Source organism: Ideonella flava (assembly GCF_051857595.1).
In the GTDB taxonomy this organism is placed as follows: Bacteria; Pseudomonadota; Gammaproteobacteria; order Burkholderiales; family Burkholderiaceae_C; genus Ideonella.
Genome location: NZ_JBPZHD010000016.1, coordinates 186,147 through 201,742, shown reverse-complemented (window position 1 = coordinate 201,742; position 15,596 = coordinate 186,147). Strand labels below are relative to the sequence as shown.

The 15,596-nt window shown below is 69.5% G+C and carries 16 protein-coding genes and 1 pseudogene; 8 read left to right on the top strand and 9 right to left on the bottom strand.

Translation table 11 applies throughout. The annotated features are described in order from the left end of the window. The 5 genes and pseudogenes from ACS5PM_RS29700 to ACS5PM_RS29680 form a co-directional block, all read right to left on the bottom strand. A pseudogene (locus ACS5PM_RS29700) lies at nucleotides 1–190 on the bottom strand (electron transfer flavoprotein subunit beta/FixA family protein); the annotation flags it as partial. A gap of 10 nt (nucleotides 191–200) precedes the next feature. Next, entirely contained in the window at nucleotides 201–1,199 is a 999-nt protein-coding gene (locus tag ACS5PM_RS29695) for a tripartite tricarboxylate transporter substrate-binding protein (RefSeq protein ID WP_439391600.1), read from the bottom strand. Nucleotides 1,200–1,222: 23 nt separating this feature from the next. Then, nucleotides 1,223–2,404, bottom strand: a complete 1,182-nt coding sequence (locus ACS5PM_RS29690) for a CaiB/BaiF CoA transferase family protein (RefSeq protein ID WP_439391599.1) — start codon at nucleotides 2,402–2,404, stop codon at nucleotides 1,223–1,225. A 23-nt stretch (nucleotides 2,405–2,427) separates the two neighbouring features. Further along, a complete protein-coding gene (locus tag ACS5PM_RS29685; RefSeq protein WP_439391597.1) occupies nucleotides 2,428–3,588 on the bottom strand; it encodes an acyl-CoA dehydrogenase family protein in 1,161 nt (386 codons plus the stop codon). Between the two features lie 17 nt (nucleotides 3,589–3,605). Further along, entirely contained in the window at nucleotides 3,606–4,466 is an 861-nt protein-coding gene (locus ACS5PM_RS29680; RefSeq protein WP_439391596.1) for an HTD2 family dehydratase, read from the bottom strand. Nucleotides 4,467–4,534: 68 nt separating this feature from the next. On the opposite strand from ACS5PM_RS29680, the gene ACS5PM_RS29675 reads away from it, so the two are divergent. Then, a complete protein-coding gene (locus ACS5PM_RS29675; protein WP_439391595.1) occupies nucleotides 4,535–5,464 on the top strand; it encodes a LysR family transcriptional regulator in 930 nt (309 codons plus the stop codon). Between the two features lie 113 nt (nucleotides 5,465–5,577). Here ACS5PM_RS29675 and ACS5PM_RS29670 read toward each other — a convergent pair whose 3' ends face one another. Next, nucleotides 5,578–6,465: a LysR family transcriptional regulator gene (locus ACS5PM_RS29670; protein ID WP_439391594.1), complete on the bottom strand. Its 888-nt coding sequence runs from the start codon at nucleotides 6,463–6,465 to the stop codon at nucleotides 5,578–5,580. 70 nt (nucleotides 6,466–6,535) lie between these two features. On the opposite strand from ACS5PM_RS29670, the gene ACS5PM_RS29665 reads away from it, so the two are divergent. The 3 genes from ACS5PM_RS29665 (at nucleotide 6,536) to ACS5PM_RS29655 (ending at nucleotide 9,589) form a co-directional block, all read left to right on the top strand. Then, nucleotides 6,536–6,976: a nuclear transport factor 2 family protein gene (locus ACS5PM_RS29665; protein WP_439391593.1), complete on the top strand. Its 441-nt coding sequence runs from the start codon at nucleotides 6,536–6,538 to the stop codon at nucleotides 6,974–6,976. 89 nt (nucleotides 6,977–7,065) lie between these two features. Further along, nucleotides 7,066–8,454, top strand: coding sequence for a glycoside hydrolase family 27 protein (locus ACS5PM_RS29660; protein ID WP_439391592.1), 1,389 nt, complete (start codon nucleotides 7,066–7,068; stop codon nucleotides 8,452–8,454). Between the two features lie 58 nt (nucleotides 8,455–8,512). Next, nucleotides 8,513–9,589, top strand: a complete 1,077-nt coding sequence (locus ACS5PM_RS29655) for an aldose epimerase family protein (RefSeq protein ID WP_439391591.1) — start codon at nucleotides 8,513–8,515, stop codon at nucleotides 9,587–9,589. Between the two features lie 22 nt (nucleotides 9,590–9,611). On the opposite strand, the gene ACS5PM_RS29650 is transcribed toward ACS5PM_RS29655, so the two are convergent. After that, nucleotides 9,612–10,307, bottom strand: a complete 696-nt coding sequence (locus ACS5PM_RS29650) for a DsbA family protein (protein WP_439391590.1) — start codon at nucleotides 10,305–10,307, stop codon at nucleotides 9,612–9,614. A gap of 5 nt (nucleotides 10,308–10,312) precedes the next feature. Beyond that, entirely contained in the window at nucleotides 10,313–11,206 is an 894-nt protein-coding gene (locus ACS5PM_RS29645) for an MBL fold metallo-hydrolase (protein ID WP_439391588.1), read from the bottom strand. A gap of 123 nt (nucleotides 11,207–11,329) precedes the next feature. Between ACS5PM_RS29645 and ACS5PM_RS29640 the strand changes: the two genes are divergently transcribed. Next, nucleotides 11,330–12,232, top strand: coding sequence for a LysR family transcriptional regulator (locus ACS5PM_RS29640; protein ID WP_439391587.1), 903 nt, complete (start codon nucleotides 11,330–11,332; stop codon nucleotides 12,230–12,232). Here the strand turns inward: ACS5PM_RS29640 and ACS5PM_RS29635 are convergent. After that, nucleotides 12,227–12,910 carry a GntR family transcriptional regulator gene (locus tag ACS5PM_RS29635; protein WP_439391585.1) on the bottom strand — a complete coding sequence of 228 codons (684 nt, stop codon included), beginning with the start codon at nucleotides 12,908–12,910 and terminating at the stop codon, nucleotides 12,227–12,229. The two genes, ACS5PM_RS29640 and ACS5PM_RS29635, sit on opposite strands and share 6 nt — an antisense overlap. Before the next feature lie 125 nt (nucleotides 12,911–13,035). On the opposite strand from ACS5PM_RS29635, the gene ACS5PM_RS29630 reads away from it, so the two are divergent. The 3 genes from ACS5PM_RS29630 to ACS5PM_RS29620 are packed head-to-tail and all read left to right on the top strand — an operon-like array spanning nucleotide 13,036 to nucleotide 15,512. Continuing rightward, the gene (locus ACS5PM_RS29630) at nucleotides 13,036–13,896 is read left to right on the top strand and encodes a fumarylacetoacetate hydrolase family protein (RefSeq protein ID WP_439391584.1); all 861 of its coding nucleotides are present in this window, start codon (nucleotides 13,036–13,038) and stop codon (nucleotides 13,894–13,896) included. Between the two features lie 34 nt (nucleotides 13,897–13,930). Next, on the top strand, nucleotides 13,931–14,893 hold the full coding sequence (locus tag ACS5PM_RS29625; protein ID WP_439391583.1) for a tripartite tricarboxylate transporter substrate binding protein: 963 nt from the start codon (nucleotides 13,931–13,933) through the stop codon (nucleotides 14,891–14,893). Between the two features lie 40 nt (nucleotides 14,894–14,933). After that, nucleotides 14,934–15,512, top strand: a complete 579-nt coding sequence (locus ACS5PM_RS29620; RefSeq protein ID WP_439391612.1) for an amino acid synthesis family protein — start codon at nucleotides 14,934–14,936, stop codon at nucleotides 15,510–15,512. The last annotated feature ends 84 nt before the right edge of the window (nucleotides 15,513–15,596 follow it).

Below are 15,596 nucleotides of genomic sequence, written 5' to 3'. Positions count from 1 at the left end.
CGCAGGACACCGCGATCACCTCGGTGACAGCACCCTTCTCTTTCAACCGCACCGCCTCTTCGATGGCGATCTCGTCGAAGGGGTTCATGCTCATCTTGACGTTCGCAATGTCCACCCCCGTGCTATCGCTCTTCACGCGCACCTTCACGTTGTAGTCGACCACGCGCTTCACCGCGACCAGGACCTTCATGCCGTGCCCCTCAATCCGCAAACTGGCCGGCGGCCTTGATGACGGGCGCATAGCGCTGCGTCTCCTGCTGCAGCCAGCCCTGCAGGCCCGCTGGCGTGAGCTTGTCGTCCGGCGGGATGATGGCGCCCAGCTCGGCCAGGCGAGCCACCACCGCCGGATCCTTCAGTGCCGTGCGCAAGGCGGCGCCGAACTTGTCGATGGCCTCCTTGGGCGTCCCCTTGGGCGCGTAGATGCCGTGCCACACCACCACCTGGAAGCCGGCCAAGCCCTGCTCGGCCAGCGTCGGCGTGTCGGGCAGCGTCTTCAGGCGCTGCGACGTGGTCACGCCGTAGAGCTTGACCGAGCCGGCCTTGATGAAGGGCGTGGTGGACGTGGTCTGGTCGCACAGCAGGTCGACCTGCCCGCCCAGCAGCGCGTTCATCGCGGGGCCGGTGCCCTGGTACGGCACGGTCGTCACCTCGGCACCTATCGCCTGGCGCAACAGCATGCCGCACAGGTGCGAGACAGCGCCCAGGCCGGCATGGGCGAGGTTGACCTTGTCGCCGTTGGCCTTGACGTAGGCCTGCAGCTCGCGGAAATCCTTGGCCGGCAGATCCTTGCGGCCCACCAGCGTCATCGGCACGTCCACGACCTGGCTCACGTACTCGAAATCCGCCAGCGGGTTGTAGCTGAGCTTGCGGTACAGCGCGGGCGCCGTGCCCATGCCGTTGTGGTGGATGAGGAAGGTGTAGCCATCCGGTGCCGCCCGCGCCACCGCGGCGGCGGCGATGGTGCCGCCGGCGCCGGTCTTGTTCTCGATGACGACCGTCTGGCCCAGCGGCTTCATCATGGCCGCGCCCAGCAGTCGCGCGACCACGTCGGTCGGCCCGCCGGCCGCGAAGGGCACCACCAGCGTCACCGGCCGGGCCGGGTAGCCCTGGGCCCAGGCCGGCGCGCTCAGCGCCAGCGAGAGCACGGCGGCCCCCAGGGCGGCAGGCGCCGCGATGCGAAGGCGCTTGAATGACTTCATGGTCTTGTCTCCGGGAGTCGTTGTCAGATGGCGTGCTCGGCGTGAAGCCGGGCGATATCGCCTCCGGTCCAGCCCAGTTCGCGAAGAATCGCCTCGGTGTGCTGGCCGAGGCCGGGCACGGCGTCCATGCGCGGGGCGTAGGCGTCAGTGCGGCCAGGCGGCAACAGCGCGGGGATGGGGCCGCCCGGCGTGCTCACCTCGGTCCAGCGCCCACGGGCCCGCAGCTGCGGATGCCGCCACACGTCGTGCATGTCGTTGACCCGGGCGTTGGCGATCTGCGCCTGCTCCAGCCGCTCGACAACCTGGTCGACGCTCAAGGCCGAGAAGCTCTCGACGATCAGCTGGCGCAGGGCGTCGCGGTTCGCCGCCCGCCGCGAGTTCGACGAGAAGCGTTCGTCGCTGGCGAGCTGCGGCTGGCATAGCACGCGCTGGCAGAAGGCCCCCCACTCACGCTCGTTCTGCAGGCCCAGCATCACCGTGTGGCCATCGCCTGCCGGGAACGGCCCGTAGGGGTAGATGGTGGCGTGAGCCGCGCCCGCCCGGGGCGGCGGCGTCGCGCCATCGAAGGCGTAGTACAGCGGATAGCTCATCCACTCGACCATGCTTTCGAGCATGGAGACGTCGATGCGGCTGCCCTGCCCCGTCTTCCCGCGTTGCAGCAGGGCGGCCAGGATGCTGGAGTAGGCGTACATGCCGGCGGCGATGTCGGCGATCGAGTTGCCCGCCTTCGCCGGCTCGTCCGCCGTGCCGGTCACCGAGAGGAAGCCTGATTCGCTCTGGATCAGCAGGTCGTAGGCCTTCTTGTCGCGGTAGGGGCCGTCGTCGCCGTAGCCCGAGATGTCGCAGACGATGAGGCCGGGGTGGCGCTCGTGCAGCGCCTCCCATGACAAGCCCAGCCGGGCCGCGGCGCCGGGAGCGAGGTTCTGCACCAGCACGTCCGCGCCTTCGAGCAGCTTCGCCAGCACCGCCTTCGCGGCCGCGTGCTTCACGTCCAGCGTCAGGCTCTCCTTCGAGCGGTTGCTCCACACGAAGTGCGAAGCCATGCCCTTGACCCGCTCGTCGTAGTCACGGGCGAAGTCGCCGGTGCCGGGGCGCTCGACCTTGATGACGCGGGCACCAAGGTCGGCGAGCTGGCGGGTGCAGAACGGTGCGGCGATGGCGTGTTCGAGCGTGACGACGGTGACGCCGTCCAGGGGGCGAACCATGGGAGTGCCTTTCGGGAGGAGCGTCAGAACGAGCGCGGCAGGCCCAGCACGTGCTCGGCCATGTACGACAGGATCATGTTGGTGGAAATGGGCGCCACCTGGTACAGCCGCGTCTCGCGGAACTTGCGCTCCACGTCGTATTCGCAGGCGAAGCCGAAGCCACCGTGCGTCTGCAGGCAGGCGTTGGCCGCCTCCCACGAGGCCTTGGCGGCCAGGTACTTGGCCATGTTGGCCTCGGTGCCGGCGTTCTGATGTGCATCGATCTTCTCGCAGGCGCGCCAGCGCATGAGGCTCGCGGCCTCGATCTCGATCAGCGCCTCGGCCAAGGGGAACTGGATGCCCTGGTTCTGGCCGATCTTGCGGCCGAAGACGCTGCGCTCGTTGGCATAGCGCGTGGCGCGGTCCAGGAACCAGTAACCGTCGCCGATGCACTCGGCCGCGATCAGCGTGCGCTCGGCATTCAGCCCCTCGAAGATGACCTTGAAGCCCTCGCCTTCGGGCCCGAGCAGGTTCTCGTCGGGGATCTCGAGGTTGTCGAAGAACAGCTCGTTCGTCTCGTGGTTGACCATGTTCGGGATGGGCCGCACGGTCAGCCCGTGGCCCACGGCCTGGTGCAGGTCGACGATGAAGCACGACAGCCCGGCGCTCTTTTTCTGCACCTGCGCCAGCGGCGTCGTGCGGGCCAGCACGATCATCAGGTCGCTGTGCTGCACGCGCGAGATCCACACCTTCTGGCCGTTGACGACCCAGCGTCCGTCCTTCTTCACGGCGGTGGTCTTGAGCTGGGTGGTATCGCTGCCGGTGGTCGGCTCGGTCACGCCCATGGACTGCACGCGCAACTCGCCGGCGGCGATCTTGGGCAGGTACTTGTCCTTCTGCTCCCGCGTGCCGCGGCGGGTGATGGCGTTCATCACGTACATCTGCCCGTGGCAGGCGCCGGCGTTGCCGCCGCTGCGGTTGATCTCTTCCATGATGACCGAGGCCTCGGCCATCGACAGGCCCGGGCCGCCGTACTCCTGCGGGATCAGCGCGGCGAGCCAGCCCGCCTGGGTGAGCGCGTCGACGAAGGCCACGGGGTAGCCGCGCTCCTCGTCGATCTTGCGGAAGTACTCGTCCGGGAACTGCTTGCACAGTTGCCGCACGGCATCGCGGATCTCCTGGTGCTGGTCGGTCTGGTGGAACATGGTCGTGTCGTCCTCTTTCAGGCCAGCGTGGCGCTGGCTTCCATGGCCAGGTGGCCTTCGGGCGTGCGGGCCCAGAGTTGCGCTTCGCTGTGGCCGATGGCACGGCCGCAGACCTCGAAGGGCGCGATGTCGAAGATGGGCTTGACGGCCTTGAAGGCGAAGCGGGTCACCCGCGCGTCCGGCCGCTCGCGGCGCAACAGGTCCAGCAGCAGGGTGGCGATCAGCGGGCCGTGCACCACCAGGCCGGGGTAGCCCTCCACGGTCGTGACGTAGCGGCGGTCGTAGTGGATGCGGTGGCCGTTGAAGGTGAGCGCCGAGTAGCGAAAGAGCAGCACGTCGTCGGGCACGATGCGGCGCGTCCACTGGGCATCCGCCGGCGGCATCACGCCGGCGGGCACGGGCTCGCCGGCCGCCGGCATGCCGCGGTAGACGATGTCGTGCCGGTCGACGATGGCGAGCCGCCCGTCGGCCTGGATCTCGTGTCGCACCTTGACGAACACGAGCGGGCCGGTGCGGCCGTCCTTCAGGCGAACGTCTTCGATGCGCGAGGTGCGCGCCAGGGCCTGGCCTGCCGTGACCGGCGCGAGGAAGTCGATGCGGCTGCCGGCCCACATGCGGCGCGGCAGCGGCACCGGAGGCAGGAAGCCGCCGCGGGGCGGGTGGCCGTCGGCGCCGATCGCGGATTGCCGGTGCAGCGGCAGGAAGTACAGCCAGTGCCAGCACGGCGGGATGGGCGCGCCCGGCGCGATGGGCGCGTCGTCACGGTCCAAGGTGGCCGTCAGGGCCCGCAGAGGGACGGGCGTGACCGTGTCGTGCGCCACTTCCGTCTGGCCGATCCAGGTTTGCAGGTGCCCGATGTCGATGTCCATGGCGGTCATTCTGGTGACCGAGACGCTATTTGTGAAATACTTAATCGGGCTATGCGCTATATCTCAAACAGCTAGCCATGGAACTGAGGCAACTGCGCTACTTCATCGGCGTGGCCGAAGCTGGCAGCCTGCTCAAGGCTTCCGCCAGCCTGCACGTGGCCCAGCCTGCGCTGGGCCAGCAGATCGCCTCGCTGGAGGACGAGCTGGGCGCGCGCCTGTTCGAGCGCAGCTCGCGCGGCATGGCGCTCACCGAGGCGGGCCGCACGTTCCTGGAGCATGCGAGAGTGGTGCTGGCGGACGTGGAGCGGGCCAAGGGCGCCGTGCGCGACCTGGCTTCGGTGCCACGAGGCGAGGTGACCCTGGGGCTCACCACGACCGTGGCGCTGGCCGCCACCGTGCCCATCGTGCAGGCCTGCCGGGCGCGCCTGCCCCAGGTGCGCCTGCGCGTCGTCGAAGCCTACAGCGGCTTCCTGCGCGAATGGCTGCAGGCCGGCCGCCTGGACCTGGCCATCCTCTACGGCGACAACGCCGATGCCGCGCTGGTGAAGCGGCCCTTGCTCGACGAGCAGCTGGCGTGGGTGGCAGGGCCGGAGGTGCGGCTGCCGTCGCGCGTTCGCCTGGCCCGGGCCGCGGGGCAGCAGTTCGTGCTGCCAGGCCGGGAGCACGGCCTGCGGCGCATCGTCGACGAAGCCTGCGAAGGAGCCGGCATCGAGCTCGACGTGATCGCCGAGATCGAATCCCTGCCCAACGTCAAGCGTGCGGTCGAGTCGGGCGTAGGCAGCACCATCCTGCCGCTGGCTTCGGTGGCCCAGGAGGTCGCCGACGGGCGGCTCGCCGCCGCGCCCTTCACCGAGGCGAGCATGCTGCGGCGAGTCGTCCTCGCCACCAGCGTCACCCGGCCGGCTACCACCGCCAGCGCTGCGGTGCATGCGCTGGTCACCGAGGAGCTTCGCCGGATGGTCGACTCCGGCGCCTGGCCAGGCCGGTGGGTCGGCCCGGGTCGGTGAACGTCAACGGATGACGATGGCTTGCCGGCCACCGGCGCCGCCGTTGATCCAGCTGGTGTCCACGGCTCGGCAGGCCAATCGAGAAGGCCGGCGGCTCGAATGGGGCGGCTGGGTCAGGAGCCATCCTTCAGGCGCTGCAGCAGCCGCGGGATGAGCGACCGCACCGCCCGGCGGGAAACCGCCGGGTGGAAGAGCCACATCTCGTACAGAGGCAGGGTCTCGCGAAGGCGCAATGGCACGAGCCCCCTGATCGATTCACCGGCCAGCAAGGCCGGATGCGGGATCACGGCGAGTAGGTCCTCATGGGCCATCAGGTTCAGCATGCTCGCGTAGTCGGGGCAACTCACGACCACGCGTGCAGGGGGCATCCGGCGGACCTCGAACGCCTCCGTCAGCACGTCCACCGGTCCGCGGACGCTGGGGCCGACCGATGCCCAGGCCGCGTCCTGCAACTGCTCCAGGGCCTGTGCACGGGCCAGGGGATGAAGCCGCCGCGCATAGACCTGCGGCTGCAGCTGGTAGAGCGCCTCGCACGCCAGGCCCTTGCCCTGGAAGCCGCGCGGGCGCGGCGAGATGACGAGGTCGAACTCCCGCCGTTGCAGGCCTGCCAGCAGCCGTCCCTCGTCCGCGCTGACGAGCTGCAGCCTGCGGCGCGCATGTCCCTGGCTCCAGCTTTCGAGCAACACCGGCCCGCAGACCAGCGCAGCAGAAGGCGTGAGCCCCACGCGTAGCAGCGCGGGGTCGGATCGGCGCGACGAAGTTCCCGCCCAGGCACCGACCTGCTCGGCCAGCGATGCCCCTTGCCTGGCGACCTGCAGGGCGAGCTCGGTGGGCAGCAGGCGACGGCCGGACCGAACGAACAACGCGGTGCCGAATTGCGACTGCAACTGCTTCATGCCGTGGCTGATGGCCGGCTGTGTCACCCCCGCAGCCTGCGCCGCCGCGGCAAAGGAGCCGTGTTCGACGACGAGCCGCAGGTACTCCAGGTGGCGCAGATACATAAACAGCGTTGATGTTTTTGGCGGCATTGTGGCTTGTCGGGCCGTGCGTCTTCTGTGAAGCTGCCGCTCCATGACGCCCACGCCCATCGACACCGTCCGCGCCTACCTGCGGGCCCTGCACGCCGGCGATACCGCCGGATTGATCTCCACCTTCGAGGCCGACGGAGTGGTCCACTCCCCGTTCCTCGGCACCATGGACGCGCGGGCGTTCTTCACGAAGCTTGCGCAGGCCTCCAGCGGCAGCGTGATCACGCTGATCGACCTCTTCGCCTCGGTGGAACCAAGGACCGAGGTGGTGCGCGTGGCGGCCTACTTTCGCTATGACTGGACGCTGAACGATGGACGCATGGTGGACTTCACCTGCGTCGACGTCTTCAGCTTCCGCCCGGGCAGCTCGCGCATCCTGGACATGCGCATCGTCTACGACACCCATCCGCTGCGCGAACAGGTCGGCGACAAGTACGCGCCCGATCCACCCGCTGCCGGAAGCACTCCGCCTGCCAGGCAATAGGGGCTTGCACCGTTTGCATTTGTTCGGTCGCCGTACAAACTAGGTGACCGATGCGGGCACCTGCGCCCGGCCGACAGAGGATTGCATTCGTGAGCACCAAGAGCCTGGGCGTGGACCGCCGGCATTTCGTCCGCGCCGCCATCGGAGGGAGCCTGGCGGCGGCATCCGGGGTCGCGGCTGCCGCGACGCCTGCACGTCGCTCGGGACCCGAAACTCCTGGTGCGGACGCATCGACCCCGTCGAAGCCCTTCCATGCCTGGGCCGCGACGCCGCCCATGGGCTGGAACAGCTGGGACAGCTTCGGCGCGAGCGTCACCGAAGCCGAGTACCTCGACAACTCCCGCATCCTCGCCGAGCGGTTCAAGCCCTTCGGCTACGACCTGTCCACCGTCGACATCCAGTGGTACGAGCCCGGAGCCCGGTCGGCGCAATACCGGCCGTTCGCCACCTTGTGCCTGGATGCCCACGGCCGGCCGCAGCCGGCGCCGAACCGCTTCCCCAGTGCGGCCGGCGGCCGGGGCTTCGCTGCTCTGGCGGAGCAGGTGCATGGCATGGGCTTGCGCTTCGGCGTTCACATCATGCGCGGCATCCCGCGCCAGGCGGTCGGCCAGGCCCTGCCGATCGAGGGCAGCCGCTGGCGTTGCGACGAGGTGGCGAAGATCGATTCCGTCTGCGCCTGGAACACCGACATGTGCGGCGTCAATGCCGACCATCCCGGCGCCTTCGACTGGTACCGCGCCTGGATAGGCCAGCTGGCCGGCTGGGGCGTCGATTTCCTGAAGGTCGACGACATAGCGGCGCCGACCTACCACGCCCGCGAGGTGGAGCTGATCCGCCGCGCCATCGATGCCACCGGCCGCCCCATCGTGCTCAGCCTGTCGCCCGGGCCCTCCCACCTCGACCAGGCGCCGCACCTGCAGGCCCATGCCAACCAATGGCGGGTGTGCGACGACTTCTGGGACAACTGGCCGAACTTGCGCGACAACCTGGTCAATCTCGTCAGGTGGGCACCGCATGCCCGTTCGGGCGCGTGGCCGGATGCCGACATGCTGCCGGTCGGCAAGATCGGGCTGCGCAGCGGCGATGCCGAGAGGGATTGCGGCTTGAGCCGCGACGAGCAGATCCTGATGCTCACCGCCTGGACGTGCGCGCGCTCGCCGCTGATCCTCGGCAACGACCTGCGCCGGCTCGACGACTGGACCTACCGCCTGGTCACCAACCGCGAAGTGCTCGCCCTGCAGCGGGTGCCTGGCTTGCGCGAGTGGCACTCGGGCGCGCAAGGCCATCGTTTCGCCTGCACCGGCCCCGAAGGCACCTGGGTCGCGTGGCTCAACACCTCCGAGGCGCCATGGGCTGCAGAGCTGCCCGGCTGGATGCCCGACGCGCGGCGCGATTGCTGGGCGCAGGCCGATCTGCCGGCGCGCACGCGCCAGTTGCTCGTGCCGGCGCACGGAGCGCGGTTGGTACGCTGCGCCTGAACTGCACGTTCGTCGGCGGACGCCCTTCCAGGCCCGCACCTGATCGAGACCGGACCCCATGAATCCTGCCGAAACCCGCCTCCTTTCTCGCCCGCTGGGCCGACTTTCCGATGGGCGCGAGCTCGTCGAGTACACGCTCGACGCCGGCGGCCCGGTCACCTTGAGCTTCCTCAACCTGGGCGGCATCGTCACGGCGCTGCGGTGCCCGGATCGTCATGGCCAGGTCGGCAACGTCGTGCTCGCGCTGGCCTCGGTCGAAGATCACCTGACCCGCAACAGGAACTTCGGCGGCCTCATCGGACGCTACGGGAACCGCATCGCAGAAGGCCGGTTCACGCTGGCGGGCGAGCGCGTCGAGATCAGCCGCGAGCCGGGTCAGCGCCACTGCCTGCACGGCGGCGTGGACGGCTTCTGCAGCCGCGTGTGGAACGTCACGCCGCTGCCTGTGCAGGCCGATGGCAGCGTGGCGATCGAGCTCAGCCTGGTGAGCGAGCACGGCGACCAGGGCTTCCCGGGCCGGCTCACGGCGACAGTGCGCTACACGCTCACGCCGCGCGGCGATTGGCGCATCGACTACCGCGCGACGACCGACAGGCCGACGGTGGTCAACCTCACCCACCACGCCTACTGGAACCTCGCAGGCCGAGGAAGTGCGCTCGGCCACCGTCTCACCCTGCCCTGCAGCCGCTACGCCGCGGTCGACGAAGGCCTGATACCGCTGGGGCTGGCGGCCGTGGAGGGCACGCCTTTCGACTTCCGGTCCGGCGCCTGCATCGACGAAGGCATTCGCACCCCTCATGAACAGATCCGCCACGGCCTGGGCTATGACCACCACTTCGACATCGATCGCCCGGCGGCCGGCCTGGCGTTGGCGGCCCGGCTCGAGGACCCTGCCAGCGGCCGCGTGATGGAGATCCACACCACCGAGCCGGGCTTGCAGTTCTACTCCGGCAACTTCCTCGATGGCTCGCTCGAGGAGGCGTCGGGCCGCATGCTGCGCCAGGGCGACGGCCTGTGCCTGGAGACGCAGCACGCGCCCGATTCGCCGAACCGGCCGCAGTGGCCGTCGACCGTGCTGATGCCGGGCGATACCTACGCCAGCACCACGGTGCACACTTTCGGCTGCACCGCCTGAATCGCGAGGCAGCGACCGGCGTTCAGAGCGCGCAGAGGCCCTCGTCGCACCCCGCCCCGCCTGCCGGGCGGGCAGCCGCCGAGGCTGGCGCCTGTCGGCGCAGCTCATCGGCGAACTCCTCGGGCCGCCCGAAGAACGAGCCCGCATCCACCGGCGTGAACCGGCCGCCCTGCTCGAGGACGAAGCTCGGGAAGCCGGACGCCCCCACGCGTTGCATCAGCGATCGCGATTGCGCGATGTGGCCCTGCACGGTCTGCCCTTCGGTCTCGGCGAAGGTGGCCGCGAAGGCCTCGGGATCCAGGCCGATGGCTGCGGCCTGCTCCACCAGCACCCCTTTGTCGGCGATGCGGCGCCCCTCGACGTAGTGCGCTGCCTGCAGGCGCGACAGCATGTCCAGCCCTCGGCCGGCGATCCGCTCGGCCGCCAGCACCGCGGCGATCGGCGGCTCGGAGTCGAAGACGGCAGACGTGTCACGCAGCAGGCCATCGGTGTAGCCGGCGCCGAAGGGCTGGCCCGTGAGCTGGCCGATCCGCCTGTCGTGCGGCATGACGTAGTCGCGCAGTTGCGGGCTGACCCGCTGCCGGCGCGAGCCGGCCATCATGCCGCCGGCGTGGGCCTGGACGGGCATCACGCGGCGCGCGGCCTGCACGAGCGGTGCCGCACCGTAGCACCAGCCGCACAGCGGGTCGTAGAGGTAGTGCAGGACGGGCTCGTGCATGGCGCTCACCACTTCATCTCGCCCTTGTTGACCTTGGCGCCGATGTCGAGCGCCATCCCGAGACCGGCCTTCGGATAGGCCTTCTGCATGTTGGCGATCAGCTCGGCGCCGTTCTGGGCCTTGGGCAGTTCGGCCTCGAAGCGCTTCAGGTAATCGCGGGTGTAGGCGATGGCGCTTTCGTCCAGCACCGTACCGGCGGTCATGTGGCCGGGCACCACCAGCGCGGGCTTGAGCGCCTGCATCTCGTCGAGCTGGGCCAGCCAGGCCTGGCGCTCGCTGGGCTTCTGCGTGTCGGCGGTCCAGACATGCAGGTTGCCGAAGACCGCGATGTTGCCCACGATGGCCTTGATCGAAGGGATCCACACGTACGGACGCGCCGCCAGCTCGCCGGTCGTCCCGCGGATCTCGACGGTTTCGCCGTCGACGGTCAGCGTGTTGCCGCCGAGGGCCTCGGGGACGACCGGCTGCTTGGGCGCATTGGCGCCCATCTTGGGCCCCCAGAACGCGAGCTTGCCGGCCAGCTTGGCCTGGATCTTCTCGCGCACGGCCGGCGTCGTCAGCACCTTGGCCTGGGGGAACATCTCGTGCAGCACCTCGGCGCCGAAGTAGAAGTCCGGGTCGGCGTTGCTGATGAAGATGGTCTTGAGCGTCTTGCCGCTGTCGAGCACGTTGGCGGCCACGCGCAGGGCGTCGGCGCGGGTGAAGCCGGAGTCGATCACGACCGCTTCGGTCTTGCCGCTGACGACCACCGCATTGACGTGGAAGCTGCCGGCATCGGCGTTGTAGACCTTGACCGACAGCGGGGCGGCAGCGGTCTGCGCAGCGGCCTGGTCGGCAGCCACGACGCCGAACAGCAGCGTGGGCAGCACCAGGCGCGTGAACTTGAAAGAGAGCGACATGCCGGTTTCCTTGGGAAGGGGTTGTGGAATGGACGTGACTGTATTGACACCACTTCCTTTGAGAAACAGCGCTTCGATTGAATTTCCATTGCATCATTCGTCGCAATACGAGTTGAGGGATGCATGGACCGGTTGACCGCCACCAAGGTGTTCGTGACCGTCGTGGAGCACGGCAGCCTGACGCAGGCGTCGGAGCGGCTGGACATGTCCACCGCCATGGTGAGCCGCTACCTGGCGGCGATGGAGGAGTGGGTCGGTGCCAGGCTCCTGCACCGGACGACGAGGCGCATCAGCCTGACGGAGGCCGGGCAGTCCGCGCTCGAGCCGTGCCGCCAGCTGCTGGAGCTGGCCGAGGACCTCAGCCACCAGGCCGGCGCTAGCAGCCGCATCCCTTCGGGCAAGCTGCGCATCACCAGCTCCGCCTCCTTCGCCGAGGCCCAGTTGGCACCAGCCCTGGTCGAGTTCCAGCGCCAGCACCCGCAGGTGAGCATCTCGCTGCTGGCCGCCGACCGCAGCGTGGACCTGACGGCCGAGCGGATCGACCTGGCCGTGCGCATCACGAACTCGCTGGAGCCCGCGCTGATCGCGCGGCGTTTGACGACCTGCCGCTCGGTGCTCTGTGCGGCGCGCAGCTATCTCGCTGAACACGGCGAGCCGAAGACGGCCGAGCAACTGCAGTCGCACCGCTGCCTGACCCACTCCATCGTCAACGCCGCGCAGTTCCGCTTCAGGCAGGGCCAGGAAGCGGTCGAAGTACCGCTGGAGGATTGCTTCTCGACCAACGACACGGCCGTGCTCAGGCGCGCCGTGCTGGACGGGGGCGGGATAGGAATCCTGCCGACCTACTTCGTGGGCGACCTGCTGAAGCAAGGCCAGCTCGTGCGCGTGCTGCCGGCGCTGGAGCCTGAGCCCCTGGGCATCCACGCGATCTTCCTCTCGCGCCAGCACCAGCCCCTGGCGGTGAGGCTGCTGGTGCAGCACCTGGTCGATCGCTTCGGCGGCGAAGTGCCGCCGTGGGATCTATGACGCCAGCTTGAGGGCCGCGGCCACCAACTGGCCGGTGTGGCCGACATGCTGGCGCAGCAGCGCGGTGGCGGCGTCGGCGTCCCGGGCGAGGACCACCTTCATCAGCTGCTGGTGCTCGTCATGCTTGCGGCGCGGGGCCTGGCGGTTGCGCGCGGCCCAGCGCCTGTAGCGCTCGGCGTTGTCGAACAACACATCCGCCAGTTCGAGCAGCAGCGGCGAAGTGCAGGCCGCGTAGAGGCTCAGGTGGAAGGCGCGGTGGCGCGCCGACCAGTCGTCGTCGAGCACGCGCGCCTCGTCGCCCAGCCGGCGCTCGACCAGGGCGAGCGCATGGGCCGCCGCGACGATGCCGGACTCCCACGCGTCCCCGCCATGGGCCATCGCGTCGCGCAAGGCCTCGCACTCGATGAGCGTGCGCACCCGGACCAGATCGTTCACGCCTTCGGCCGTGAGGGGTGCGACGCGGAAGCCGCGGTTCTCCAGCGCCCGCACCAGCCCCTGCTGCGACAGGCGGTTCAAGGCCTCGCGCAGCGGGCTCGAGCTGACCGCGAAGCGTTGCGCCAGCTCCTCCAGCCTCAGCCTCGCACCAGCCTCGAATTCGCCCCGCACGATGGCCTGGCGCAACTCGCGATAGGCGCGCTCGGCCAGCGGGAGGTTGGAGTCCAGCACGTCGGTGTTCATGGCAGGCCGATTGTCAGGTCTGGCGCGCCAGCCGCCACCATGACTCTCCTCAGGGTTTGTACCAAATCATGTTTTGTGCACAAAACGTATTCTTGTGCACAACGAAACGACGAGTCCGGAATGCCATGAAACTCCTGTCCTACCTCCATGCCGGCCGCGAAGGCTGGGGCGCCGTCGTCGACAACGGCGTGCTGCCGCTCGCGCAGCGCACCGGCTGCGAATCATTGGCCGACTTCCTCGGCAGCGAAGGCTTTGCCAGGCGCGAAGACATCGTCCATGGCCTGCGGCCCGAGTTGCCGCTCGACGGCTTGCACTACCTGCCGGTGATCCCGCGGCCCGAGAAGATCGTCTGCGCGGTGCGCAACTACATGGACCACCACCAGGAAGTGCTGGCGGCCGGCATGCAGCGCGAGCTGTCGGAGGAGCCGCCGATCTTCCTGCGCGTGTGGCGCTCGCAGGTGGGCCATGAGCAGCCCATCGTGCGTCCTCGCGTCTCCGAGACGCTGGACTGGGAGGGCGAGCTCGCCGTGATCATCGGCAAGCCGGGCCGCGACATCCCGGCCGAACGGGCCTGGGAGCATGTGGCCGGCTACTCGATCTACAACGACGTGAGCGTTCGCGAGTGGCAGTTCCACGCCAAGCAGATCGCCTCGGGCAAGAACTTCGAGGGCACCGGGCCCTTCGGCCCCTGGATGGTGACCGCCGACGAGATCGCCCCCGAACGGCAGCTGCGCCTGACCACGCGCCTGAACGGCGAGACGGTGCAGGACAGCCACACCGGCCACATGATCTTCCCGATCCCGCGCCTGATCGCCTACGCCTCGACCATCTTCACCCTCGTGCCGGGCGATGTGATCGCCACCGGCACCCCCGCCGGCGTCGGCTGGAGCCGCAAGCCGCAGCGCTTCATGAAGCCGGGCGACCTGATCGAGGTCGAGATCGAGGGCATAGGCACGCTGCGCAATCCCGTGGTCATGCAGGCCTGAACGCCGCCCCGACACAACATCAAGGAGACAAAGGATGCGACGTCGCCATTTCACGGCCGGCGCCCTGGCCGCCGCCTGCCTGCCGCAGGTTCGGGCCGAGGCCTGGCCGGCCAGGCCGATCCGGGTCGTCCAGGGCTTCGCCCCAGGCGGCAATGCAGACACCATCGCGCGCGTCGTGGGCACCGAGGTGGGCAAGGGCCTGGGCCCGGCCCTGGTGATCGAGGCGGTGGCTGGCGCGGGCGGCACGCTCGCCTCCGCCACCGTGGCCCGCGCCGCGCCCGACGGCTACACGCTGCTGCTGGCCACCGGCGGCCACGCGGTGGCCGGGGCGCTGTACGAGAAGCTGCCCTACCAGACCGTCGGCAGCTTCCAGATGGTCTCGACCATCACCTTCTTCCCCTTCCTGATCGTCACCACCCAGCCGTCCAAGTACCGTGACCTGGCCGACCTCATCGCCGCGGCCAAGGCCGCCCCGGGCGGCGTGGCCTACGGAACGGCCGGCATAGGCTCGACCCACCATCTGGCCGGCGAGCTGTTCGCCAAGATGGCCGGGCTGGACCTGCTGCACGTGCCCTTCCGTGGCGACGCTGCGTCAGTGACCGCCCTGCTGAGCGGCGAAATCCCGGTGATCATCGTGCCGCCCACCGCGGTGCTGGGCCAGTTGAAGGCCGGCAAGCTGCGCGTGCTGGCCGTCACCGGCGCCAGGCGCTGGCCGGCGATGCCGGAGGTGCCCACCGTCGCCGAGCGCGGAGTCGCCGGCTACGACGTCCGCTCCTGGGCCGGCTGGATGCTGCCGGCCGGCGTGCCGCCGGCCATCGTGGACCGGCTGCATGACGAGACGCAGAAGGCCCTGCTCCTGCCGCAGGTCCGCACGCGGCTGGAGGAGATGGGCGGCGAAGTGCGAGGCAGCACCCCGCAGGAGATGACCGCGATGGTGAGCGCGGAGCTGCAGCGCTGGACACAGGTGGTCGCCGACGCCAGGATCCCTCGTCTGTGAACCCGTCGCCCGCCCTTCGAACAGGAGAACCATGATGTCGCTGTCGCTGATCCAGGTCCGCAAGCGTGTGCTGCAGGTCGAGACCATCCACCACGAAGGCGGCCCGCCGGCCGCCACACCCCTGCGCATGGCCGCTGCCGGGGCCATCGTCCGCAACCCCTACGCGGGGCGCTACGAAGCCGACCTGCTGCCCTTCATGGCCCAGCTGCGCGAGCTGGGCCGCGAGCTGGCCGAGGAGGCGGCCGGGGTGCTCGGCAAGGATCGCGTCGAGGCCTATGGCAAGGCGGCGATCGTCGGCGTCAACGGCGAGCTGGAACACGGCGCGGTCTGGCACGAGGCCGGAGGCTGGGCGATGCGCGCCGTGCTGGGCGAGCCCAAGGCCATCGTGCCGGCCGCCAAGGCGGTGGCCTCGGCCGGCTATCGGCTGATGGTGCCGCTGCACTACATCCATGCGGCCTATGTGCGCAGCCACTTCAATGCGATGGAGGTGGGCGTGCAGGATGGCCCGCGGCCGAACGAGATCTTCTTCGCCCTGGCGATGGCGGACGGCGGGCGCGTCCACGCGCGGCTCGGCGGGCTGACCAAGGACCAGGTGAAGGTCCACGATGGCCAGCGCTGAAATGAACCCCCACGCTCCCTTCCGGTCGCTGCCCCCCGAGGGGGCTTTTGCAGCGGACCGGCAAAGCCGGATCCGCGCAAATCC